Genomic DNA, 18,260 nt, shown 5'->3' with positions numbered 1-18,260 from the left:
CGGACTTCCACTTCCGGCCGCTGGAATTGTAGCGGCTTGAGGAGGTTAGCGATGGGTGGTCTGACGGGCAAGCTGAGAAGAGTGTAGGAAGGTTCCTATGGTATATCGTGGTCTGACCCCGATATCCCTCGCGGTTTGAGGGATCGAGCAGAACTGGCCGCGCGAGACGTGAAGTATGAGCAGCGCGAGGTTCTGGGGTATACCGATGCCGACCTTAGTATTATTCGCGACAACTTATTAGCCTGGTTTGCAAAGTGAAACATCAAATTTTTTGGCACTTAAGCATTGAAGCTCACCAGCATGAACATCAACAAAAACATTCAACCAAAAAAAGAGTGAGAGAGCGCATCTCCCCCACCCAAAGTTTTATATAGGCTTTACCGTTTCAGCAATCATCCGGCCACATCCGAAACTATATCAACACGTCAAATATTTTGTATTTCCAATCCGGACCCCATTGCGGCCCCGGACCAAGCCTCCAACTTGCAACAATGGGAAAAACCGGATCAAGATTATATTCTGATATCAGTTTCCCATCTTCCAGCAGTGGAAATTTTTGACTATCCGGCACTTTAGCCACGGTGTTCGCTGTGCTAACGGCGGCCCAAATTAGACTTTTAAAATGCATCCAATCCTCCGTCCTGTTTTGAAGCAGACCAGTAATATAAGATGATGATGAAAAAGTGGTATAAACTAGCCTACCAATGGACTGAAAATAGAGCGGAGCCCCGTCAGGATCACCCGCGTCCGCTCTAATTCCTAAATCGACCAGCCCACAGTAATAAGCTACAACCGATCTTTTAAGATCATCTATAGTGTTATTATCGATATCAAGTTCTACATCACACACACGATAATTATCCATACCAAAAAAACTGAACACTCTAAACATCTGAAATCTTGGCTAAGCAGGAACATCAAGCTTGCCTATGCGCCTACAACGCTCAATCTCAGCCCAACTTAGGAAACAACCATTAACACAATACCAACTTTTCAAAACATGCCCAGGGCACTCCTCCCAATGAGCCTCACACCCAGCAGGATCTTCATCCATATACTCACCCATCGCCTCCCTTTTTAGTCGACGCATCTCAGTATATGCAAACGGCGCGTTTTCCGGAACACCTTCAGAATTTACAACCTCATATATTTGAAACACAGGAACATTATTAAAGTACTGCTCAGAGAAACCTAAAAACGCCCAAGACTTCATGATACACCTCACTTAAAAAATATTAATCAAAACAACCAAAGCAACAATACAAAAAGAATAAAAAATAAAACCTGTGAAAACTAACAGTTTTTTATACAAAATTATTATTGAGCATATAACAAAAACCTCAAACTCCCCCACCCGCTCATACGCCTACTTGTACACCCTCCACCCACAAACGGGAAAAGATGAGATAAGGCTCGCGTGGGCATGACGCGACGAAAGATATCGGGGTCAGACCACGATACTCCGGCGCTGAGGTTAGAGAGCAGAGCAACCGAATCACGTCAGGTTACATCTCACGACGACCTGTTGATTCAACCCTGCACTCCACGGTGTAAGATGCCCCACAACCATCCATCTTCGAGGCCGCCATGACTGGAATCTCCCTAAACCTGCCGGAAGACCTGTCCAACTCTCTCGCCGACCTGGCCAAGACCAACGGCCAGACTGCGACCTATCTGGCGATGGACGTCCTCCGCGATTACATCGAGCACGAAAAAACGCTGACCGCTCAGATCGAGCTGGCAGTAAAAGAAGCCGATCAAGGTAAATTCGCCGCCGATGACCAAGTGGCAGCGATGCGCGCCAGGCGCTGGAGCCGGAATGCGGGTTGAGTGGCTTGAAAAAGCACTCGAAAATCTGGAAGACGAAGCAAACTATATCGCTCTCGAAAATCCAAAGGCAGCTGACGACTTCTCCGATGCCATCTTCGCCAGCGTCGACAAGCTAGCTCAGTTTCCCTCCATGGGCCGTGAAGGTCGGGTCAAACACACCTGAGAATGGGCGGTACCCAACTGGTCCTATCTGATCCCGTATCGAGTACGCGGAGATCGCCTACAAATTCTTGGCATATTCCACACACGGCAACGTCCGCGCTCAAAGTGGTGAAGGCCGCGAAATACGCCCCTCCCACACCCAAGACCCATCCCTGATAAAAGATATCGGGGTCAGACCACGATACTTCGCACTCCGTAACCCGCGGTCTGCCAGTAAGTGGATCCATGAAGGTATGGGGACGTTCGTAGCGCTGTGTACACTTCAGCTAGCCCAGGTTCTCAGCGTAGGCTACGCCAAGCTGCCGATAGCTTTCCCTCAATCCACAGCAGGTTGATTGCAGGATGCCGACCTGATGCGTGGGACCGGGTATTCCGCTACAATTTCGCCTCTTTAAGCGAATCCCATCAGCAGTCTATAAACTCCTGACCGGTTCTTTATTAGCGCCACAGGGAAGCAAACCTGACAATGATACATAGAGCGATATCGAATAAACTGCTCCAGATTGACGCTCTAGATGGTTTGCGCGGGTTGGCTGCATTAATTGTAGTGTTGAGCCATACCAGCAACCTCAATATGTTTTTCTTTCCTTCTTTGGACTTTAGGGGCATAGGAAAATCGGGTGTCTTTCTTTTTTTCTTGCTCAGTTCTTTCCTGCTGACCCGTCAAATCATTACAACCAGCAATAAGATATTCACCCGCACGTTCATGTTGAATTATTGGCAAAGACGTTTCTTCAGAATTTACCCTTTGTACACCTTTTATCTATTACTGGCTCTGGTCACCACTTGGGCATCGGTGAAGTACTATGGCGTTGGCTACGGGCAGCCCTTCAATCTTGACCTGTACGGGCTTTTCAACCAACTCATACTCACCGAGTCTCAAGGGCTCACGTGGAGCATCGCGGTAGAATTCAAATTTTACTTCGTGCTTCCTTTTCTGGCCGGAATGTTTTTGGTAGCCCAAAGGAAAGGGCTCATTGCGTGCTCAGCGCTTTACGTCTGCCTGATTCTGCTTTCCCAGTGGATATCACCGGAAGGCGAGTCCTTGCTTAACGACCCACGATTCATGCCCTACCTGCCGATATTCATCACGGGAATCTTTGTCGCGTTTTTGCAAGAAGCACTGCAGGACAAAGCCTGGTTTCCAGCATTGTGCCAGTACCTGGGCTATGTTGGCATAGCGGCTGTGATAATCATGACACCCACGGTGTATTCTCTTATCACTGCTCCTGTGGAGAGCAATTACTTCCACAAAGATTTTATCTTGTACTCTGCAGTCTGGTCGTTGGTCCTGCTGGCGTCAGTAAACCATAATGGATTATTGAAAAAAGCACTCTCCACCAAGCCTTTGAGAACACTGGGAACACTCAGCTTCAGCATCTACCTGTTTCATCCCATCTTTATAATTGGCGCCCTCTATTACAACATGAGCAGCTTTAACGCTGCCTGGTTTGTTCTGTTGGCTTCGCTAGCGACCGCCTACCTGACGTTCCGCTTTATCGAACAGCCTACTTCCAGGTTGAAGTTTTCAGGCAAAAATCTAAAACTTGCTCGCTCCTGAATAATGGTTTCTACCAAGCATCCAGCTCTAGCGGCATTAGGGCTGGCAGACTCGCAGGGCGTCAGTGTTTGCAAGGGGACATTGTGATCAGCCCGCGATATACGAAACAGCTATCACCTTGAGATCCGCAGCATTATCCAGATGGCAAAAAGTGGAGCAACGCGGATCACACCTCCCCGACACCCAAGACCCATCCCTGATAAACTGCGCCCCATTCGCCTCGCTAACTCAGATCCCCCATGCCCCTACAATCCGCCCCACTCTCCCGCCGCTTCTCCGTCGCCCCGATGATGGATTGGACCGACCGCCACTGCCGGTACTTCCTGCGCCTGCTCTCCAAGCACGCCTTGCTCTACACCGAGATGGTCACCACTGGCGCGATCCTGCACGGCGACCACGAGCGTTTCCTGCGCCACAACGAAGCCGAGCACCCGCTTGCATTGCAACTGGGCGGCAGCGTCCCCGCCGACCTGGCTGCCTGTGCGCGTATGGCTGAGGCTGCCGGTTACGATGAGGTGAACTTGAATGTCGGCTGCCCGAGTGATCGAGTGCAGAACAATATGATCGGCGCGATCTTGATGGCGCACCCAGCATTGGTGGCGGAGTGTGTGAAGGCGATGCGGGATGCGGTGTCGATTCCGGTGACGGTGAAGCATCGTATCGGGATTAATGGGCGGGACAGTTATGCCGAGTTGTGTGATTTCGTTGGCACGGTGAGGGATGCGGGGTGTACCAGTTTTACGGTGCATGCGCGGATTGCGATTCTGGAGGGGTTGTCGCCGAAGGAGAATCGCGACATTCCGCCGTTGCGGTATGACGTGGCGGCGCAGTTGAAGCAGGATTTCCCGGAGTTGGAGATTGTGTTGAACGGTGGGATCAAGACGCTGGAGCAGTGCCAGGCGCATTTGCAGGTGTTTGATGGGGTGATGTTGGGGCGGGAGGCTTATCACAATCCGTATGTGTTGGCGCAGGTGGATCAGCAGTTGTTTGGCAGTGCGGCGCCGGTGGTGAGTCGGGCGCAGGTGTTGGCGCAGTTGCGGCCTTATATTGCCGAGCATTTGGCCGGTGGTGGTGCGATGCATCACATTACTCGGCATGTGTTGGGGTTGGGGACTGGGTTTCCGGGGGCTCGTCGGTTCAGGCAGTTGTTGTCGGTGGATATTCATAAGGCGAGTGATCCGTTGGCGTTGCTGGATCAGGCTGGGGAGTTGTTGGAGGGGCGGTGAGGGGTTGGGTGTCAGGGGGTGGGTTTGGTGGCTGACAGGCCGCTTTCGCGAGTAAGCCCGCTCCCACAGTTGGGTTGATGTATGGCTGGAAGCTGGTGGTGGCTTTGTGGCCGCTATCGCAGGCAAGCCAGCTCCCACATTTTGAGAGGGTGGTCGTGGGGCAGTTGGGTTGAACCTGTCGGAGGTTTTGGTCTCCTATTTAGCAGTATGGCCGGTGATTCAAACGGCTGTTTTCAGGTTGTTGCCCGCGCAAACGACCGAATGTATTTGCGCCCTTGAGCGCTTGTCGGCGCTCGGGTAATGTCATCAGACCCACAGGACAGAGCACGCCCATGACTTCCAAGCTGGAACAACTCAAGCAATTCACCACCGTTGTAGCCGATACCGGCGATTTTTCCACTCTCGCCAAGCTCAAGCCACAAGACGCCACCACCAACCCTTCCCTGCTGCTCAAGGCCGCTTCGATCTCAGGCTATGCCAAGCTGCTGGATGAGTGCGTTAAGGACTGCAACGGTGACGTGGGCCTGGCCAGCGACCGTTTTGCGGTGGCGGTGGGTCAAGAGATTCTCAAAGTGGTGCCGGGGCGTATTTCCACTGAGGTGGATGCGCGTTTGTCGTTCGATGAGGCCGCGATTCTCAAGCGTGCGCACCGTCTGATCGACCTGTACGACAAAGCCGGCGTAGGCCGTGACCGCGTGTTGATCAAGATCGCCTCCACCTGGGAAGGCATCCGCGCGGCGGAGAAGCTGGAAAAAGAAGGCATTCAGACCAACCTGACGCTGCTGTTTTCGTTTGCCCAGGCGGTGGCCTGCGCCGAAGCCGGTGTGTTCCTGATTTCGCCGTTCGTGGGCCGTATCTACGATTGGTACAAGAAGGCCAACGGCAACGACTACACCGGTTCGGAAGATCCGGGCGTGCAGTCGGTGACGCGCATCTACAACTACTACAAGGCCAATGGCTATAAAACCGTAGTCATGGGTGCAAGCTTCCGTAACCTCAGCCAGATTGAAGAGCTGGCCGGCTGTGATCGCCTGACCATCAGCCCGGACCTGCTGGAGAAGCTGGCGGCCGATGAAGGCAAGCTGGAGCGCAAGCTGTCGCCAGGCCATGCCGGTGAAGCGCGGGTGCATCTGACTGAAGCGCAGTTCCGTTGGGAGTCCAACGAGGATGCGATGGCGACTGAGAAGCTGGCGGAGGGGATTCGTCAGTTTGCTCGCGACCAGGAGAAGCTGGAGGCGTTGTTGACTGCCAAACTGTAAGGCAAGCGGCGACAAAAAGGGCGGCACCTGTGAGGGTGCCGCCCTTTTTTTTGTGGTCGCTGATCTCAGCCGGTCACAGTTCAAACTGTGGGAGCTGGCTTGCCTGCGATAGCGGTGGGTCAGTGATGAATAGGTGGCTGACACACCGCTATCGCAGGCAAGCCAGCTCCCACATTGGATTGGGTTTCAAGTCTGGGGCCTAGTGGCGCTCCAGCGCGTTGACCAGGTCGTGGAAGGCTTCGCGGTTGGACTCGTTCAGGCCCATCAGGATCTTGTGCGCTTCCAGCACCTTGACCCGTACGATTTCCTCGGACTGGTCTTGCGAAGGCAGGTCGGTCAGGCATTCCGGGCACGGGATCGGGCGGTCAACGATGTTGAACACTTGATCAAAGCCCATGGACTGCAACAGCCGGGTGATGTCTTCGTGGGTGGTGACGACGGTCGGCAACAGGCCGACCTTCTGCCGAGACAGAATGGACAACTTGGCCAGCAAGCCCAGGGTGGTGCTATCGATGCTGCGGGTTTCGGTCAGATCGATCACGATCGCTGAGAAGTTCAGCGCGGTGAAGATCCGCTCAATCGTCGCATCCAGCGCCGAACACAAGGTCAGGCGCACTTCACCCACAAACTTCAGGACGAAGGTCCCGTCTTGCTCGGCGAATTGGATTCTTCCGGTACTCATCAAAGATTCCTGCTCAACACCAATAGGGCGATATCATCCGGCATCTCCCCTAGCGTGGCCAATCCAAAAACCTGCCGCAGACCATCCAGGCTGCCGCCCGCCGACTTGACCTTTTGGGGCAAGGCGGCTTCTTTCTCTTTGAGTGTAGGCTCTGGAAGCAGGTCCAGGATGCCGTCGGACATCAGCGTAAGGCTGAACGTCGGTGGCAGTTCCAGGATGTGGTCTTCGTAGGTGGCTTCGTTAAACAAGCCCACCGGCAGACCACGGCCTTCCAGGTAACGCACACTGTCGGGAGTGTATAAAACCGGCATCGGCAGGTGACCGCCGATGCTGTAGGTCAAAAGACCGGTCTCTTCATCAATAACGCCGCCGACCATCGTCACGTGCTTGCCCAGCTTGCAGCTGATCAGGCCCCGGTTGATGTGGCCCAGCACCTGGGAGGGGGTGAACTCCGGCAAGGTGCCATTGCGCTTGGATTCGAACAACAGCCGTGTGGTCATGAACTTCAACAACACGGTCACAAAAGCAGAAGAGGCGCCGTGGCCGGACACGTCGGCCAGGTAGAACGCCACACGTCGCTCATCGACGCGGAAGTAGTCGACGAAATCACCCGACAGGTACAGCGACGGGATGATCTGGTGCGCAAAATTGAATTCGTCGATGGTCCACGGGCTCACCGGCAGCATGTTCATCTGCACCTGGCGACCGGCGTTCTGGTCTTCCTGGAGCAGATTGAGGCTGGCTTCGAGTTCGCGGTTGGCGGTTTCGAGCTTTTCGCGATAGCGCTGGTTTTCCAGCAGCAGGCGAGCACGGTCCAGCGCGCGGCGCACCGAGTGCTCCAGCACCGCCAGGTCTTCCAGGGGCTTGATCAGGTAGTCGGCGGCGCCCAGGCGCAAGGCCTCGACAGCATCGTTCATCACGCCGGCACCGGACACAACAATCACTGGCGTCTGCGGGGCACGCTCGGTTACCTGGCGAATCAGCTCAAGGCCGCCCATTTGGGGCATGCGCAGGTCGCAGATCACGAGGTCGGGCTTGTCGCGCTCGAACACCTGGAGGCCCTGTTGGCCATTGCTGGCCTGCAGGACGCTGAAGCCACTGTCTTCCAAATAGGCCGCGAGGCTCGCGCGCACTACTTCGTCGTCATCGATTATCAGCAGCGTGGCACTGGTTTTTTGCATGTGGGCAAACGGCGCCAGAATTAGGTTGGCGTAGGCGGCTCGGCAATGGCCGGGCTCACGTACTGGATTCGCTTTCTAGCCTCTCTGTCCTACAAAGCATTGGGATTTCTCCCATGCACAACGGTAAAGCAGAGGTGCCCTTCTAAGGCGCAGACGGTACTCCCATCCGTCAGGGGTTTCAAGCTCATGCCGATGGTCGCCGGGCGTCTTTACACCGCAAATCACCGGGAGTTATAAGAACAGTCACCACCACAACACAAAGTAAGGATGGAACCCGTGAGCGAACATGAGCGCGGCTACGAAGAAAAACGCGATTTCATCCGCATGCGCGTGGATGCCGATGTGTCTTTGATCCACGCCGGGCAGGAGATTGCCGGGGTTTGCGTGGACCTTTCCAGCTCCGGCATGCAGGTTGAGGCCCCTCGCCAGTTTCAGGTCGGGGACACACTGACCGTGCGCATCGATTCGGAGCACGCCGCCCTTGCGGGCCTGGAAGCGGACACCGAGGTGGTGTGGGCCAAAAGCGACGGCGAGCGCCAGCACCTGGGCCTCAGGATCTTGAAAATGCGTTGAAAACGCGCATAAAAAAGGCGACCTATAGAGGTCGCCTTTTTTTCATTTCAAAACGTCACGACTTAAAAGTCGTCGACGACCTTGCCGTCTTTTACCTTGAACTCACGGTTCTGCAGGTAAGCGTTACGGATAAAGGTGTACTTGTCGCCAGTGATCAGCTTCTCGCTGTCGAGCAGGCTGGCACGGGTATCAACGATGTTCAGGCCGAAGGTGCTGTTGCGCCAGCCGATATCGTTCATGTAACGGTACGGTTGGGTGTAGCTGTCGACGTATTTGGACGGCGCATCACGCAGGGTGCTTGGGCCCAGCAGCGGCAGCATCACGTAAGGACCGCTGCCGACGCCCCAGTAGCCGAGGGTTTGGCCGAAGTCTTCATCGCTGCGTTGCAGCCCCATTTTGGTGCCGACATCAACAAAGCCGAGCACGCCGAAGGTGGTGTTCATCAACAGGCGCGCGGTGTCTACACCGGCGGCGTGCGGCTTGAGCTGCAGCACGTTGTTGGCCAGGTTGCCGACATCGCCGATGTTGCGGAAGAAGTTGTGGACGCCGTCTTGCACAAATTGCGGGGTTACAAATTGATAACCCTGGGCAATCGGCTTGAGGGCGTAGGTATCAACGGTGTCGTTGAAGGTGAAGATCGGGCGGTTGACGCTTTCCCATGGATCGTCTTCCGACGCAGCCTGGGCCGCGAACGGGGCGAGCAGGATGGTTGCACACACAGATAGCTGAGCGAAGTACTGGCTCCAGCGCATAGCTTTGGCTCCTTGAATGGTCTGTCATGGGCGCTATGCCCTGAATAAGACTGTCAGTATATGACGGATGGGCGGATTTAGGCAGTAACGAGGAATCGACAGACGCAAAATGCACAAAATCCCTACAAACAGGCAAGTGTCATCCGCTTGTCATGCAGCTCGGATAGCGTCGTCGCTGTTTCAGGATAGTTATTTCAAGGAAGTTATTTCAGGGAAGTCGAAATGCCTCACGCCGAAATTGCCGTAGCCAGCGCCCCCACCTTGACTGCCGTGCTGTTTGGCCTGAGTGGCTGCCTGGTGGATTTCGGTTCCCAGGCCCGCACCGACTCGCCCTGCCCCGATTCCCAGGCCACGCCCGGCGCGCTGAAGATTCTGCGCAGCCTCAAGGACCAGGGCGTGCCCTGCGCCTGGCTGGATGAACTGCCCGCCTCGGTGACCACCCCCCTGTCGGCCGCATTGCCCGACTGGGTGAAGGCAACACCGCCCTCCTCGATCCGCTGGCCGGCGCCACATGCCTGCTGGCAAGCGTTGATGGAATTGAATATCGAACGCCTCGAAGGTTGTGTGCTGGTCAGCGGCGAGCCGCGTTTGCTGCAATCGGGCCTCAATGCCGGGTTGTGGACCATCGGCCTGGCGTCCTGCGGCTCGCTGTGCGGCCTGTCGCCGGAACAATGGCAGGCGCTGACCGAGCAGCAACGCGAGCAAAAGCGCGGCAAAGCCACGGTGGCGTTGTATGGCTTGGGCGTGCATTCGGTGATTGATCACCTTGGCGAGCTGGGCACCTGCCTGGCGGATATCAGCCTGCGCCAGCTTAAAGGCGAGAAGCCCTGATAGAGATCATGCACTCAAGGCGCCGGTGGATTAATCTAAAGGTCAGCCCGTAGACCTTTCACGGCGAGCCGCGGTCTATGCCAGTGCCTATCGATAAAAGGAAGAACGTCATGCCTGACCGCATAAAACTTGAAGAACAGGTCAACATCCTGCGCGGGCAGTTGGAACAGCAACCGCCGCTGTCTGAAGAAAAACGTGAAGCGCTGGAAGCCTTGATTGCCAAGTTTGAATTACAACTCGAACTTGAACCGGCCACCCAAACACCCAGTATTTCCGACGATGTGAATCAAGCAGCCATAGAGTTCGATGCTGAACACCCGGTCATTTCCGGGACATTGCGCAATATCATGATCACCTTGGGCAACATGGGGATCTAACCCGGCCCAGAATCAAACACAGAACCAAAATGTGGGAGCGGGCTTGCCTGCGATAGCGGTGTATCAGTCACCCGATGCATGACTGATGGGCCGCTATCGCAGGCATGCCAGCTCCCACATTTAGTTTTGCGTGATGCTTACTGACGAGCCAGGCGCACGTTCTGGAACTGCACATCTTCCGTGCTGCGATACGGGTTGATATCCAACCCACCGCGGCGCACATAGCGCGCATACACCGTCAACTTCTCTGGCTTGAGCAACCGCTGCAAGTCCAAAAAGATGCGCTCCACGCACTGCTCATGAAAGTCCGAGTGCTGGCGGAAGCTCACGATATATTCCAGCAAACTGGCGTGATCCAGCGCGTGACCACGGTATTCCACCACTACGCTGCCCCAATCCGGCTGGCTGGTGACCGGGCAGTTGGATTTGAGCAGGTGGCTGTGCACGCTCTCCTCAACGATGCGCGAGTCGTCGCACCGCAGCAGTTCCGGGCGCGGGTGTTCGTAGTTGCTGACGCTGATGTCCAGGTTGTCAATGCACGCCCCCGGCAACGCCATCACGCCTTCAGCCTCAATCTCGGCCAGGCTGCGGATGCGCACACTCACAGGCAGGCCGGCGGCGGCGCTGAGGTCGGTGCGCAAGGTGGCTTCCAGGCTTTGCGTATCGGCAAACGCGGTCTGGTTCAGCGAGTTGAGGTACAACTTGAACGACTTGGACTCGATGATGTTCGGCGACTCGGCCGGGATGCTGAACTCACCGATGGCCACCACCGGCTTGCCTGATGGCAGCAACCACGACAGTTCAAAGCAGTTCCAGAAATCCACGCCTTTATAAGGTAGCGTTTCGGCAGTCAGGCCCAGCTCGGCCCATTTAGCGGCGCGAGGGATAGGGAACAGCAACGAAGGTGTGTAGGTAGAGATGTATTCACTGGACTTGCCCAGCGGCGAATGTTCGGCTGCGGGATGCATGGCGGAAACCTGGCTAAATAAACCGCGCCAGTCTACCAGCCTTTGCTCCCGCCCTTAAGAATCGCCTCACTCAACGGTCAGTTTGCCGACCATGCCCGCCTGATAATGCCCCGCAATATTGCAGGCAAACTCAAGACCGGTGGCCTTGGTGAAGGTCCAGGTCAGCTCGGCGGTCTTGCCCGGCTCCACCAGCACACTGTTGGGATCGTCATGCTTCATGCCGCCCATATCGCCCATATCGCCATGCCCCATGGCGGTGTGGTCCACCTTGCCCATGCCGGTGGCGGTGAGCATGCCGCTGGCTTGCATCTTGAGCATTTCTTTCTGGTGTTCGGCGTGCATCGCCGCATCGCCCAGGTTGAACTCGTGCAGCAACTGGCCTTTGTTGACCAGCACAAAGCGCACCGTCTCACCGGCCTTTACGTCCAGAGTCTTGGGCGAAAAGGAAATGTCCTGCAGGGTTACTTCCACCGTGCGCGTGGCTTTATCGGCCGGTGCCGGCTGGCCAAACGCATAGGTGTGGGCCTCGTCGGCCATTGCATTAACGCTCAATGCCAACAAACATCCCGCCATAAACAAAGGTGTACGCAACGCCATGACGCTTCTCCAAAAAAGTGTGTCCAGCTTGGTCAGCACTTTAAGATGGCCCTGCTGCCAGCCAGCTGACTGCTAGATTACAACTTTGTCAGGTTGCGCCCTGACGCTGCCACCCACGGTATAAAGCCCATCGTCACCTGTTGCCAAGAGTTGCCCATGAAACTGCTGATCGTTGAAGACCAACCGAAAACCGGCCACTACCTGCGCCAGGGCCTGACCGAGGCTGGCTTTACCACCGAGTTGGTGGCCGACGGCACGAGCGGGCAGCACTTGGCGTTGACCGGCGATTACGACCTGCTGATCCTCGACGTGATGCTGCCCGGCCGCGACGGCTGGCAAATCCTGCACGCCGTGCGCAGTGCCGGTCTGGAAATCCCGGTGTTGTTCCTCACCGCCCGCGACGCCGTGGAAGACCGCGTGCATGGCCTGGAGCTGGGCGCCGACGACTACCTGGTCAAGCCTTTCGCCTTTTCCGAACTGCTGGCGCGGGTGCGCAGCCTGTTGCGCCGTGGCAGCAGCACGCCGCAGGAAACCGCGCTGCAACTGGCCGACCTGCGCCTGGACCTGATCCGCCGCCGCGTCGAGCGCGACGGCCAGCGCATCGACCTCACCGCCAAGGAGTTCGCCTTGCTCGAACTGCTGCTGCGCCGCCAGGGTGAAGTGCTGCCCAAGAGCCTGATTGCCTCCCAGGTGTGGGACATGAATTTCGACAGCGACACCAATATCATCGAAGTAGCGATCCGCCGCTTGCGCCTTAAAGTCGATGACAACTTCCCCACCAAGTTGATCCACACCGTGCGCGGCATGGGCTATGTGCTGGAGGAACGGTGCAATTGATTGCGCGCCTGTCCCTGGCCAGCCGTCTGGCATTGTTGTTTGCCGGCTGCACGGCGGTGGTCTCGCTCATCGCTGGCGTGTTGTTTAACCAGGCCAGCGAAGCGCACTTTATCGAACTGGACCAGCAGCAGCTCGACGGCAAACTGATCGCGCTGCGCAGCACCTTGAAGGGTGTCGACTCACTGGGGTCCTTTACTCAGCGAGAAGCGCAACTGCGTGCCGAACTCAGCCGCCAGCCGGACCTCGCCTTGCGCATCAGTGCCGCCGGCCAACGCTGGTTTGATGGCGCGCCGAGCGTCACGCTGCCCGCAGCGCCCGGCCTGCACAGCCTGCAAAACGCCGGCACCGACTACCGCGTGTACAACGCGCCGTTGCTGGCGGGCCAACCCGGCTCGCCGCAACTGTCGCTGATCCTCGACATCACGCACCACCAGCACTTTCTGCAACGCATGCAGCGGCTGATCTGGCTCACGGTCGGCTTGTCCGCCCTGGCCACCGCGCTGCTCGGTGCGTGGGCTGCGCGCAGCGGGCTGCGGCCATTGCGGCGCATGAGTGAAGTGGCGGCCGGCGTGTCGGCCCACTCCCTGACCCAACGCTTGCCCCAAGCGCACATGCCGGTGGAGTTGGCCGAACTCGCCCAGGCGTTTAACGCGATGCTGGGGCGGCTCGACGATGCGTTCCAGCGCCTCTCGGCCTTCTCCGCCGATATCGCCCATGAACTGCGCACGCCGCTGTCGAACCTGCTGACCCACACCCAGGTGATCCTCACCCAGCCGCGCCCGCTGGAGGACTACCGCGAGGCGCTGCACAGCAACCTGGAGGAGTTGCAGTGGATGGCACAATTGGTGAATGACATGTTGTACCTGGCCAAAGCCGACCATGGCCTGCTGATGCCCAAGCGCGAAGCGCTGGCGCTGCACGATGAAATGGAGGCGTTGCTGGAGTTTTTTGCGCTGTTGGCCGAAGACGCGCAGGTTAATCTGGTGTGCGAGGGCACGGCCCGAACGGCGGGCGATCGCAGTATGTTGCGCCGGGCCGTGTCGAACTTGCTGGATAACGCGCTGCGGTTTACCCCGGTGGGTGGCGAGGTACGGGTGCGGATTATGGAAAGCGCACAGGCTGTGACGCTGACTGTCGCCAATACCGGGAAAGGTATTCCAGCGGCTTTATTACCTAAATTGTTTGATCGGTTCTATCGGGCAGACCCGGCGCGCCGTGAAGGCAGCAGTGAGCATGCGGGGCTGGGGTTGGCGATTACCCAGTCGATTGTGCGAGCGCATGGCGGGAGGATTTATTGTGAATCTGGGGCGGGCTGGACCCGGTTTGTGATCGAGTTGCCCAAGGGGGATTGATGCAATCTGTACCGGCCCTATCGCAGGCAAGCCAGCTCCCACATTCGAATGTATTCACACATCAAAAGGTGGGAGCTGCGGTGCGACGATTCGACTTGCCTGCGATAGCGGCCTTAAAGTTTACGAATATCTCAATGCATGCGCCGGCTCAATCTTCGCCGCCCGATACGCCGGGTAAATCGTCGCCATAAAGCTCAACACAAACCCCGCCGAGCAAATCAGCAGCACATCGCCGCCTTGCAGCTCGGACGGCAGGTTGCTGACGAAGTACACGTCCGAACTGAAGATATGCTGCCCGGTCACGCGCTCCAGCCAGCCCACCAGTTCACTCACGTTCAGCGCCGCAATCACGCCCAGCACGCCGCCGATCAAGGTGCCGACAATACCAATCACCGTGCCCTGCACCATGAAGATCGCCATGATCTGCCGTGGCGTGGCGCCGATGGTGCGCAAAATCGCGATGTCCGCGCCTTTGTCGTTCACCACCATGATCAGCGTGGCGATGATGTTGAACGCAGCGACGGCGACGATCATCAGCAACAGCAGGCCGATCATGGTCTTTTCCATCTTCATGGCGCTGAACAGGCTGCCCTGGGTGTGGGTCCAGTCATCCGGTTTGTAGCCGGCGCCGAGGCTCGCGGCAATGTCTGCCGAAACCTTGGGCGCGGCGTACAAATCCTTCACCGCCAGGCGCACGCTTTGCACCTGGTTCGGTTGCCAATGCTGGATCTCGGCGGCGTCGGCCATGTTGATCAGGGCCATGGAGCCATCCAGCTCGGCGCCGACCTTGAAGATACCGACCACGTTCAAGCGCTGCATGCGCGGGGTGATGCCACCCGGTGCGGTGCTGATTTCCGGGACGATCAGGGTGAGCTTGTCGCCCACGTTCAGGCGAAAGCGCCGTGCGGTGATGTCGCCGATCACTACGCCGAACTCGCCGGCTTTGAGGTCTTCGAGTTTGCCGCGCACGATATGCTGGGCCACGATCGACACCTTGCCTTCCTGGGCCGGGTCAACGCCGCTGATCTCGATCGGCTGCATCGCGCCCTTGTAGGAGAACATGCCGTCCATCTGTGTGAATGGCACCGCAGCCGTGACCTCGGGGTTCTTCAGCGCGGCGGCGGCCACGGGCTGCCAGTTGTCAATCGGGTTCACACCGACGATGGTGGCGTGGGGCACCATGCCGAGAATGCGCGTGCTCATTTCACGCTGAAAGCCGTTCATCACCGACAGCACCACGATCATCGCCAGCACGCCCAAGGCGAGGCCGATCATCGAGGTCATCGAGATAAACGAGACAAAACGGTTGCGGCGCTTGGCGCGGGTATAGCGCGTGCCGATAAAAATCGATAACGGTCTGAACATTCGCGGGCACCGTTGAAAAAATGAAAAAGCCCGGCTTTAAAAAGCCAGGCTTGAAACGGGTCAGATGGCGACCAGATGACCTTCCTGCAGGTGCAACACGCGGTCCATCTGGCGGGCCATGCTCATGTCATGGGTCACCACCAGGAACGCGGTGCGCATCTGGGTGCTCAACTCCAGCATCAAGTCCTTGATGCCTTGCGCGGTGTGCGAGTCGAGGTTGCCGGTCGGCTCATCGAGCATCACCAGGCCGGGGTTGTTCACCAGGGCACGGGCAATGGCCACACGCTGGCGCTCGCCGCCGGACAGTTCAGCCGGTTTGTGTTCCAGGCGATGGCCGAGGCCGACGCGCTCCAGCAGTGCCTTGGCGCGCTGGCGGGCTTCGGGGATCGCGGTCTTGCCGATCAGCAGCGGCATGCACACGTTTTCCAGTGCGGTGAATTCCGGCAGCAGGTGGTGGAACTGGTACACAAAACCGAGCGAACGGTTGCGCAGTTGGCCACGGGCTTTTTCACCGAGTGCCGACAGCTCTTCGCCGGCCAGCCACACGCTGCCCTCGGAAGGTGTATCCAGGCCGCCCAACAGGTTAAGCAAGGTACTTTTGCCGGAACCGGAACTGCCGACGATCGCGACGCGCTCGCCCGGGTGCAGCTCCAGCTGCAGGTTGGACAACACCACCACCGACTCCGGGCCTTCCTCGTAGGATTTGCCCAGGTTGCGGCAGCTCAAAATAGCTTTTTCACTCATGCCCGATTCACTCATAACGTAAGGCCTGTGCTGGCTGGGTGCGTGCCGCGCGCCAGGCTGGATACAGGGTGGCAAGGAAACTCAATAGCAACGCGGCGCCGCCCACCATCAACACGTCCTGGGCCTGAACCTGGGACGGCAAGTAGTCGATGAAGTAGACGTCGGCGTTGAGAAACTTGTGGCCGATGACTTTTTCGAGCGCGGCGATGGCGGCGCTGACGTTCAGCGCGGCCAGAATGCCGACGGCGGTGCCGATCAAGGTGCCGACCACGCCGATCACGGTGCCCTGCACCATGAAAATCGCCATGATCTGCCCCGGCGTGGCGCCAAGGGTACGCAGGATGGCGATATCGCCCTTCTTGTCATTCACCACCATCACCAGGGTGGAAATGATGTTGAACGCGGCCACGGCGACGATCAGCAGCAACAGCAGGCCGATCATGGCTTTTTCCATGCGGATGGCCTGGTAGAGGTTGCCGTGGGTGCGAGTCCAGTCGCGGGCGTAGTACTGCGAGTCGCCCAGGTGCTGGGCGATTTCCCAGGCGCCGCGCGGTGCCTCGAACAGGTCGTTGAACTTCAGGCGCAGGCCCTGCACCTGATCCGGCTGCCAGCGATGCAGGCGCGCCAGGTCGGTGAGGTTGGTGAGCCCCAGGTAGCCGTCGATTTCGCCGGCGCCGACGTGGAAGGTGCCGACCACGGTAAAGCGCTTCATGCGCGGGAACATGCCGGCCGGGGTCACGGTGACTTCCGGCGCGACGAAGGTCAGCTTGTCGCCGATGCCCACGCCGAGCTTGGCCGCGGCCTTGTCGCCGATCACGATGCCGAAGCTGCCGGGCGCCAGGTCGTCGAGTTTGCCCTGCAACATGAACTTGTCGATGATCGACACGTTACGTTCCTGGGCCGGGTCAACGCCATTGAGCAGGATCTTCTGCACCTTGCCGTCGTTGGTCAGCAGGCCCTGCATCTGGGTAAAGGGCGCAACGGCCACCACCTTGGGGTTCTGCTTGACCTTGGCGGCCAGGCTTTGCCAGTCGTTGATGGGTTCATCGGACTCGATGGTCGCGTGGGGCACCATGCCCAGCACGCGGGTGCGCATCTCATGATCGAAGCCGTTCATCACCGACAGCACCACGATCATCACGACCACGCCCAAGGCGAGCCCGATCATCGAGGTAAGGGAAATGAACGACACAAAATGATTGCGGCGCTTTGCACGGGTATAACGCGTGCCGATAAATACGAAGAGAGGTCTGAACATGTCGGGGCTTGTTCGGAGGAAAAGAAGACGTCCCGGTGGCGGGGTCAGGTAAGCAGCTTTACACTCAGACCATTACCGCTACTTTGGGTTCGCCATGTCGACATTAGATGAAGAAGAACGCCGCGAATACTACCGTATCGACGACATGATCGCACTTCAAATCAGCACACTGTCTGCCCCGGAAGCGGCGAGCAAGGAAGTGTTGCTGGATGATTCCCCGCTGTTCAATCTGCTCAGCGAACTGCACCTCAGCGAATTCGAAGCCCAGCACTTGCTGCGCCAGATCAGCGAGAAAGATCGCAGCCTGGCCGCCTTCCTCAAAGTCCAGAACAAACGCGTGGATCTGCTCAGCCAGATCATGGCCCGTGGTCTGCTGGACGAGGTCGGCGCGCCGCAGCCGGTGATCATCTCCGAAGGCGGCATCGACTTCCAGCACCCCACGCCCCTGGCGCCCGGCGCGCATCTGGCGGTCAAACTGGTGCTGATGCCCCAGGCGTTGGGCCTGCTGTTGCGCGCACGTGTGACGCATTGCGACCCCAAGGGCGATGGTTTTGACGTGGGCACGGAGTTCGAATCCATGACCGACGCCCAACGCCAGTTGCTGGCGCGCTATATCCTGCAGAAACAGGCCCAGGAACGCCGTCTGGCGCGGGAACAAAGCGACGACCTCTGAATACGTATTGACTACGCCAGGCTATCTGGCGC

20 protein-coding genes and 1 pseudogene are annotated in these 18,260 nt (G+C 57.7%); 11 read left to right on the top strand and 10 right to left on the bottom strand.

The annotated features are described in order from the left end of the window. Positions 1 to 412 precede the first annotated feature (412 nt). Together PSH96_RS08345 and PSH96_RS08340 are read right to left on the bottom strand one after the other, a co-directional pair. The gene (locus PSH96_RS08345) at positions 413 to 892 is read right to left on the bottom strand and encodes a hypothetical protein (protein WP_305458628.1); all 480 of its coding nucleotides are present in this window, start codon (positions 890 to 892) and stop codon (positions 413 to 415) included. 12 nt (positions 893 to 904) lie between these two features. Next, positions 905 to 1,213, bottom strand: a complete 309-nt coding sequence (locus PSH96_RS08340) for a hypothetical protein (protein WP_305458627.1) — start codon at positions 1,211 to 1,213, stop codon at positions 905 to 907. A gap of 374 nt (positions 1,214 to 1,587) precedes the next feature. Between PSH96_RS08340 and PSH96_RS08335 the strand changes: the two genes are divergently transcribed. From PSH96_RS08335 to tal, 5 genes and pseudogenes are all read left to right on the top strand, one after another. Continuing rightward, the gene (locus PSH96_RS08335) at positions 1,588 to 1,830 is read left to right on the top strand and encodes a CopG family ribbon-helix-helix protein (RefSeq protein ID WP_305458626.1); all 243 of its coding nucleotides are present in this window, start codon (positions 1,588 to 1,590) and stop codon (positions 1,828 to 1,830) included. Next, positions 1,820 to 2,104, top strand: a pseudogene (locus PSH96_RS08330) (type II toxin-antitoxin system RelE/ParE family toxin). The gene PSH96_RS08335 and the pseudogene PSH96_RS08330 overlap by 11 nt, the downstream one beginning before the upstream one ends. A gap of 417 nt (positions 2,105 to 2,521) precedes the next feature. Then, the gene (locus PSH96_RS08325) at positions 2,522 to 3,553 is read left to right on the top strand and encodes an acyltransferase (RefSeq protein WP_305458625.1); all 1,032 of its coding nucleotides are present in this window, start codon (positions 2,522 to 2,524) and stop codon (positions 3,551 to 3,553) included. A 239-nt stretch (positions 3,554 to 3,792) separates the two neighbouring features. Next, the gene (gene dusA / locus PSH96_RS08320; protein WP_305458624.1) at positions 3,793 to 4,779 is read left to right on the top strand and encodes a tRNA dihydrouridine(20/20a) synthase DusA; all 987 of its coding nucleotides are present in this window, start codon (positions 3,793 to 3,795) and stop codon (positions 4,777 to 4,779) included. Between the two features lie 332 nt (positions 4,780 to 5,111). Continuing rightward, a complete protein-coding gene (gene tal / locus PSH96_RS08315; RefSeq protein WP_058419631.1) occupies positions 5,112 to 6,038 on the top strand; it encodes a transaldolase in 927 nt (308 codons plus the stop codon). 199 nt (positions 6,039 to 6,237) lie between these two features. Here tal and rssC read toward each other — a convergent pair whose 3' ends face one another. Continuing rightward, the gene (rssC, locus tag PSH96_RS08310; RefSeq protein ID WP_010212025.1) at positions 6,238 to 6,720 is read right to left on the bottom strand and encodes an anti-sigma factor antagonist RssC; all 483 of its coding nucleotides are present in this window, start codon (positions 6,718 to 6,720) and stop codon (positions 6,238 to 6,240) included. Continuing rightward, positions 6,720 to 7,901, bottom strand: a complete 1,182-nt coding sequence (gene rssB / locus PSH96_RS08305; protein ID WP_069788603.1) for a two-component system response regulator RssB — start codon at positions 7,899 to 7,901, stop codon at positions 6,720 to 6,722. Before rssB ends, rssC begins: the two co-directional genes overlap by 1 nt. A gap of 276 nt (positions 7,902 to 8,177) precedes the next feature. On the opposite strand from rssB, the gene PSH96_RS08300 reads away from it, so the two are divergent. After that, on the top strand, positions 8,178 to 8,474 hold the full coding sequence (locus PSH96_RS08300) for a PilZ domain-containing protein (RefSeq protein ID WP_236373659.1): 297 nt from the start codon (positions 8,178 to 8,180) through the stop codon (positions 8,472 to 8,474). 62 nt (positions 8,475 to 8,536) lie between these two features. Here PSH96_RS08300 and PSH96_RS08295 read toward each other — a convergent pair whose 3' ends face one another. After that, positions 8,537 to 9,226: a VacJ family lipoprotein gene (locus PSH96_RS08295; RefSeq protein WP_236373658.1), complete on the bottom strand. Its 690-nt coding sequence runs from the start codon at positions 9,224 to 9,226 to the stop codon at positions 8,537 to 8,539. A gap of 222 nt (positions 9,227 to 9,448) precedes the next feature. Between PSH96_RS08295 and PSH96_RS08290 the strand changes: the two genes are divergently transcribed. Then, positions 9,449 to 10,057, top strand: a complete 609-nt coding sequence (locus tag PSH96_RS08290) for an HAD family phosphatase (RefSeq protein WP_305458623.1) — start codon at positions 9,449 to 9,451, stop codon at positions 10,055 to 10,057. A 110-nt stretch (positions 10,058 to 10,167) separates the two neighbouring features. Further along, positions 10,168 to 10,434, top strand: coding sequence for a DUF4404 family protein (locus PSH96_RS08285; protein WP_017137441.1), 267 nt, complete (start codon positions 10,168 to 10,170; stop codon positions 10,432 to 10,434). 137 nt (positions 10,435 to 10,571) lie between these two features. Here the strand turns inward: PSH96_RS08285 and queF are convergent, their stop codons facing one another. Together queF and PSH96_RS08275 are read right to left on the bottom strand one after the other, a co-directional pair. Further along, a complete protein-coding gene (queF, locus tag PSH96_RS08280) occupies positions 10,572 to 11,402 on the bottom strand; it encodes an NADPH-dependent 7-cyano-7-deazaguanine reductase QueF (protein WP_305458622.1) in 831 nt (276 codons plus the stop codon). A 66-nt stretch (positions 11,403 to 11,468) separates the two neighbouring features. Further along, the gene (locus tag PSH96_RS08275) at positions 11,469 to 11,999 is read right to left on the bottom strand and encodes a cupredoxin family protein (protein ID WP_305458621.1); all 531 of its coding nucleotides are present in this window, start codon (positions 11,997 to 11,999) and stop codon (positions 11,469 to 11,471) included. Positions 12,000 to 12,155: 156 nt separating this feature from the next. Here PSH96_RS08275 and PSH96_RS08270 point away from each other — a divergent pair, with 156 nt between their 5' ends. Continuing rightward, complete coding sequence (locus PSH96_RS08270; protein ID WP_058419626.1) at positions 12,156 to 12,836, top strand: heavy metal response regulator transcription factor; 681 nt, start codon at positions 12,156 to 12,158, stop codon at positions 12,834 to 12,836. After that, the gene (locus PSH96_RS08265) at positions 12,833 to 14,188 is read left to right on the top strand and encodes a heavy metal sensor histidine kinase (RefSeq protein ID WP_305460011.1); all 1,356 of its coding nucleotides are present in this window, start codon (positions 12,833 to 12,835) and stop codon (positions 14,186 to 14,188) included. The genes PSH96_RS08270 and PSH96_RS08265 overlap by 4 nt, the downstream gene beginning before the upstream one ends. Before the next feature lie 120 nt (positions 14,189 to 14,308). Here PSH96_RS08265 and PSH96_RS08260 read toward each other — a convergent pair whose 3' ends face one another. The 3 genes from PSH96_RS08260 to PSH96_RS08250 are packed head-to-tail and all read right to left on the bottom strand — an operon-like array spanning position 14,309 to position 17,555. Beyond that, positions 14,309 to 15,553, bottom strand: coding sequence for a lipoprotein-releasing ABC transporter permease subunit (locus PSH96_RS08260; protein ID WP_305458620.1), 1,245 nt, complete (start codon positions 15,551 to 15,553; stop codon positions 14,309 to 14,311). A 60-nt stretch (positions 15,554 to 15,613) separates the two neighbouring features. After that, entirely contained in the window at positions 15,614 to 16,297 is a 684-nt protein-coding gene (gene lolD / locus PSH96_RS08255; protein WP_020372695.1) for a lipoprotein-releasing ABC transporter ATP-binding protein LolD, read from the bottom strand. A gap of 7 nt (positions 16,298 to 16,304) precedes the next feature. Continuing rightward, positions 16,305 to 17,555, bottom strand: a complete 1,251-nt coding sequence (locus PSH96_RS08250) for a lipoprotein-releasing ABC transporter permease subunit (protein WP_065929190.1) — start codon at positions 17,553 to 17,555, stop codon at positions 16,305 to 16,307. A 94-nt stretch (positions 17,556 to 17,649) separates the two neighbouring features. Between PSH96_RS08250 and PSH96_RS08245 the strand changes: the two genes are divergently transcribed. Next, a complete protein-coding gene (locus tag PSH96_RS08245) occupies positions 17,650 to 18,228 on the top strand; it encodes a PilZ domain-containing protein (protein WP_058419625.1) in 579 nt (192 codons plus the stop codon). Positions 18,229 to 18,260 lie beyond the last annotated feature (32 nt).

It is taken from the genome of Pseudomonas sp. FP2338, from assembly GCF_030687515.1.
GTDB classification, from domain to species: Bacteria; Pseudomonadota; Gammaproteobacteria; order Pseudomonadales; family Pseudomonadaceae; genus Aquipseudomonas; species Aquipseudomonas salomonii.
The sequence above is the reverse complement of the archived record's forward strand: the minus strand, read 5'-3'. Positions and strand labels throughout refer to the sequence as shown.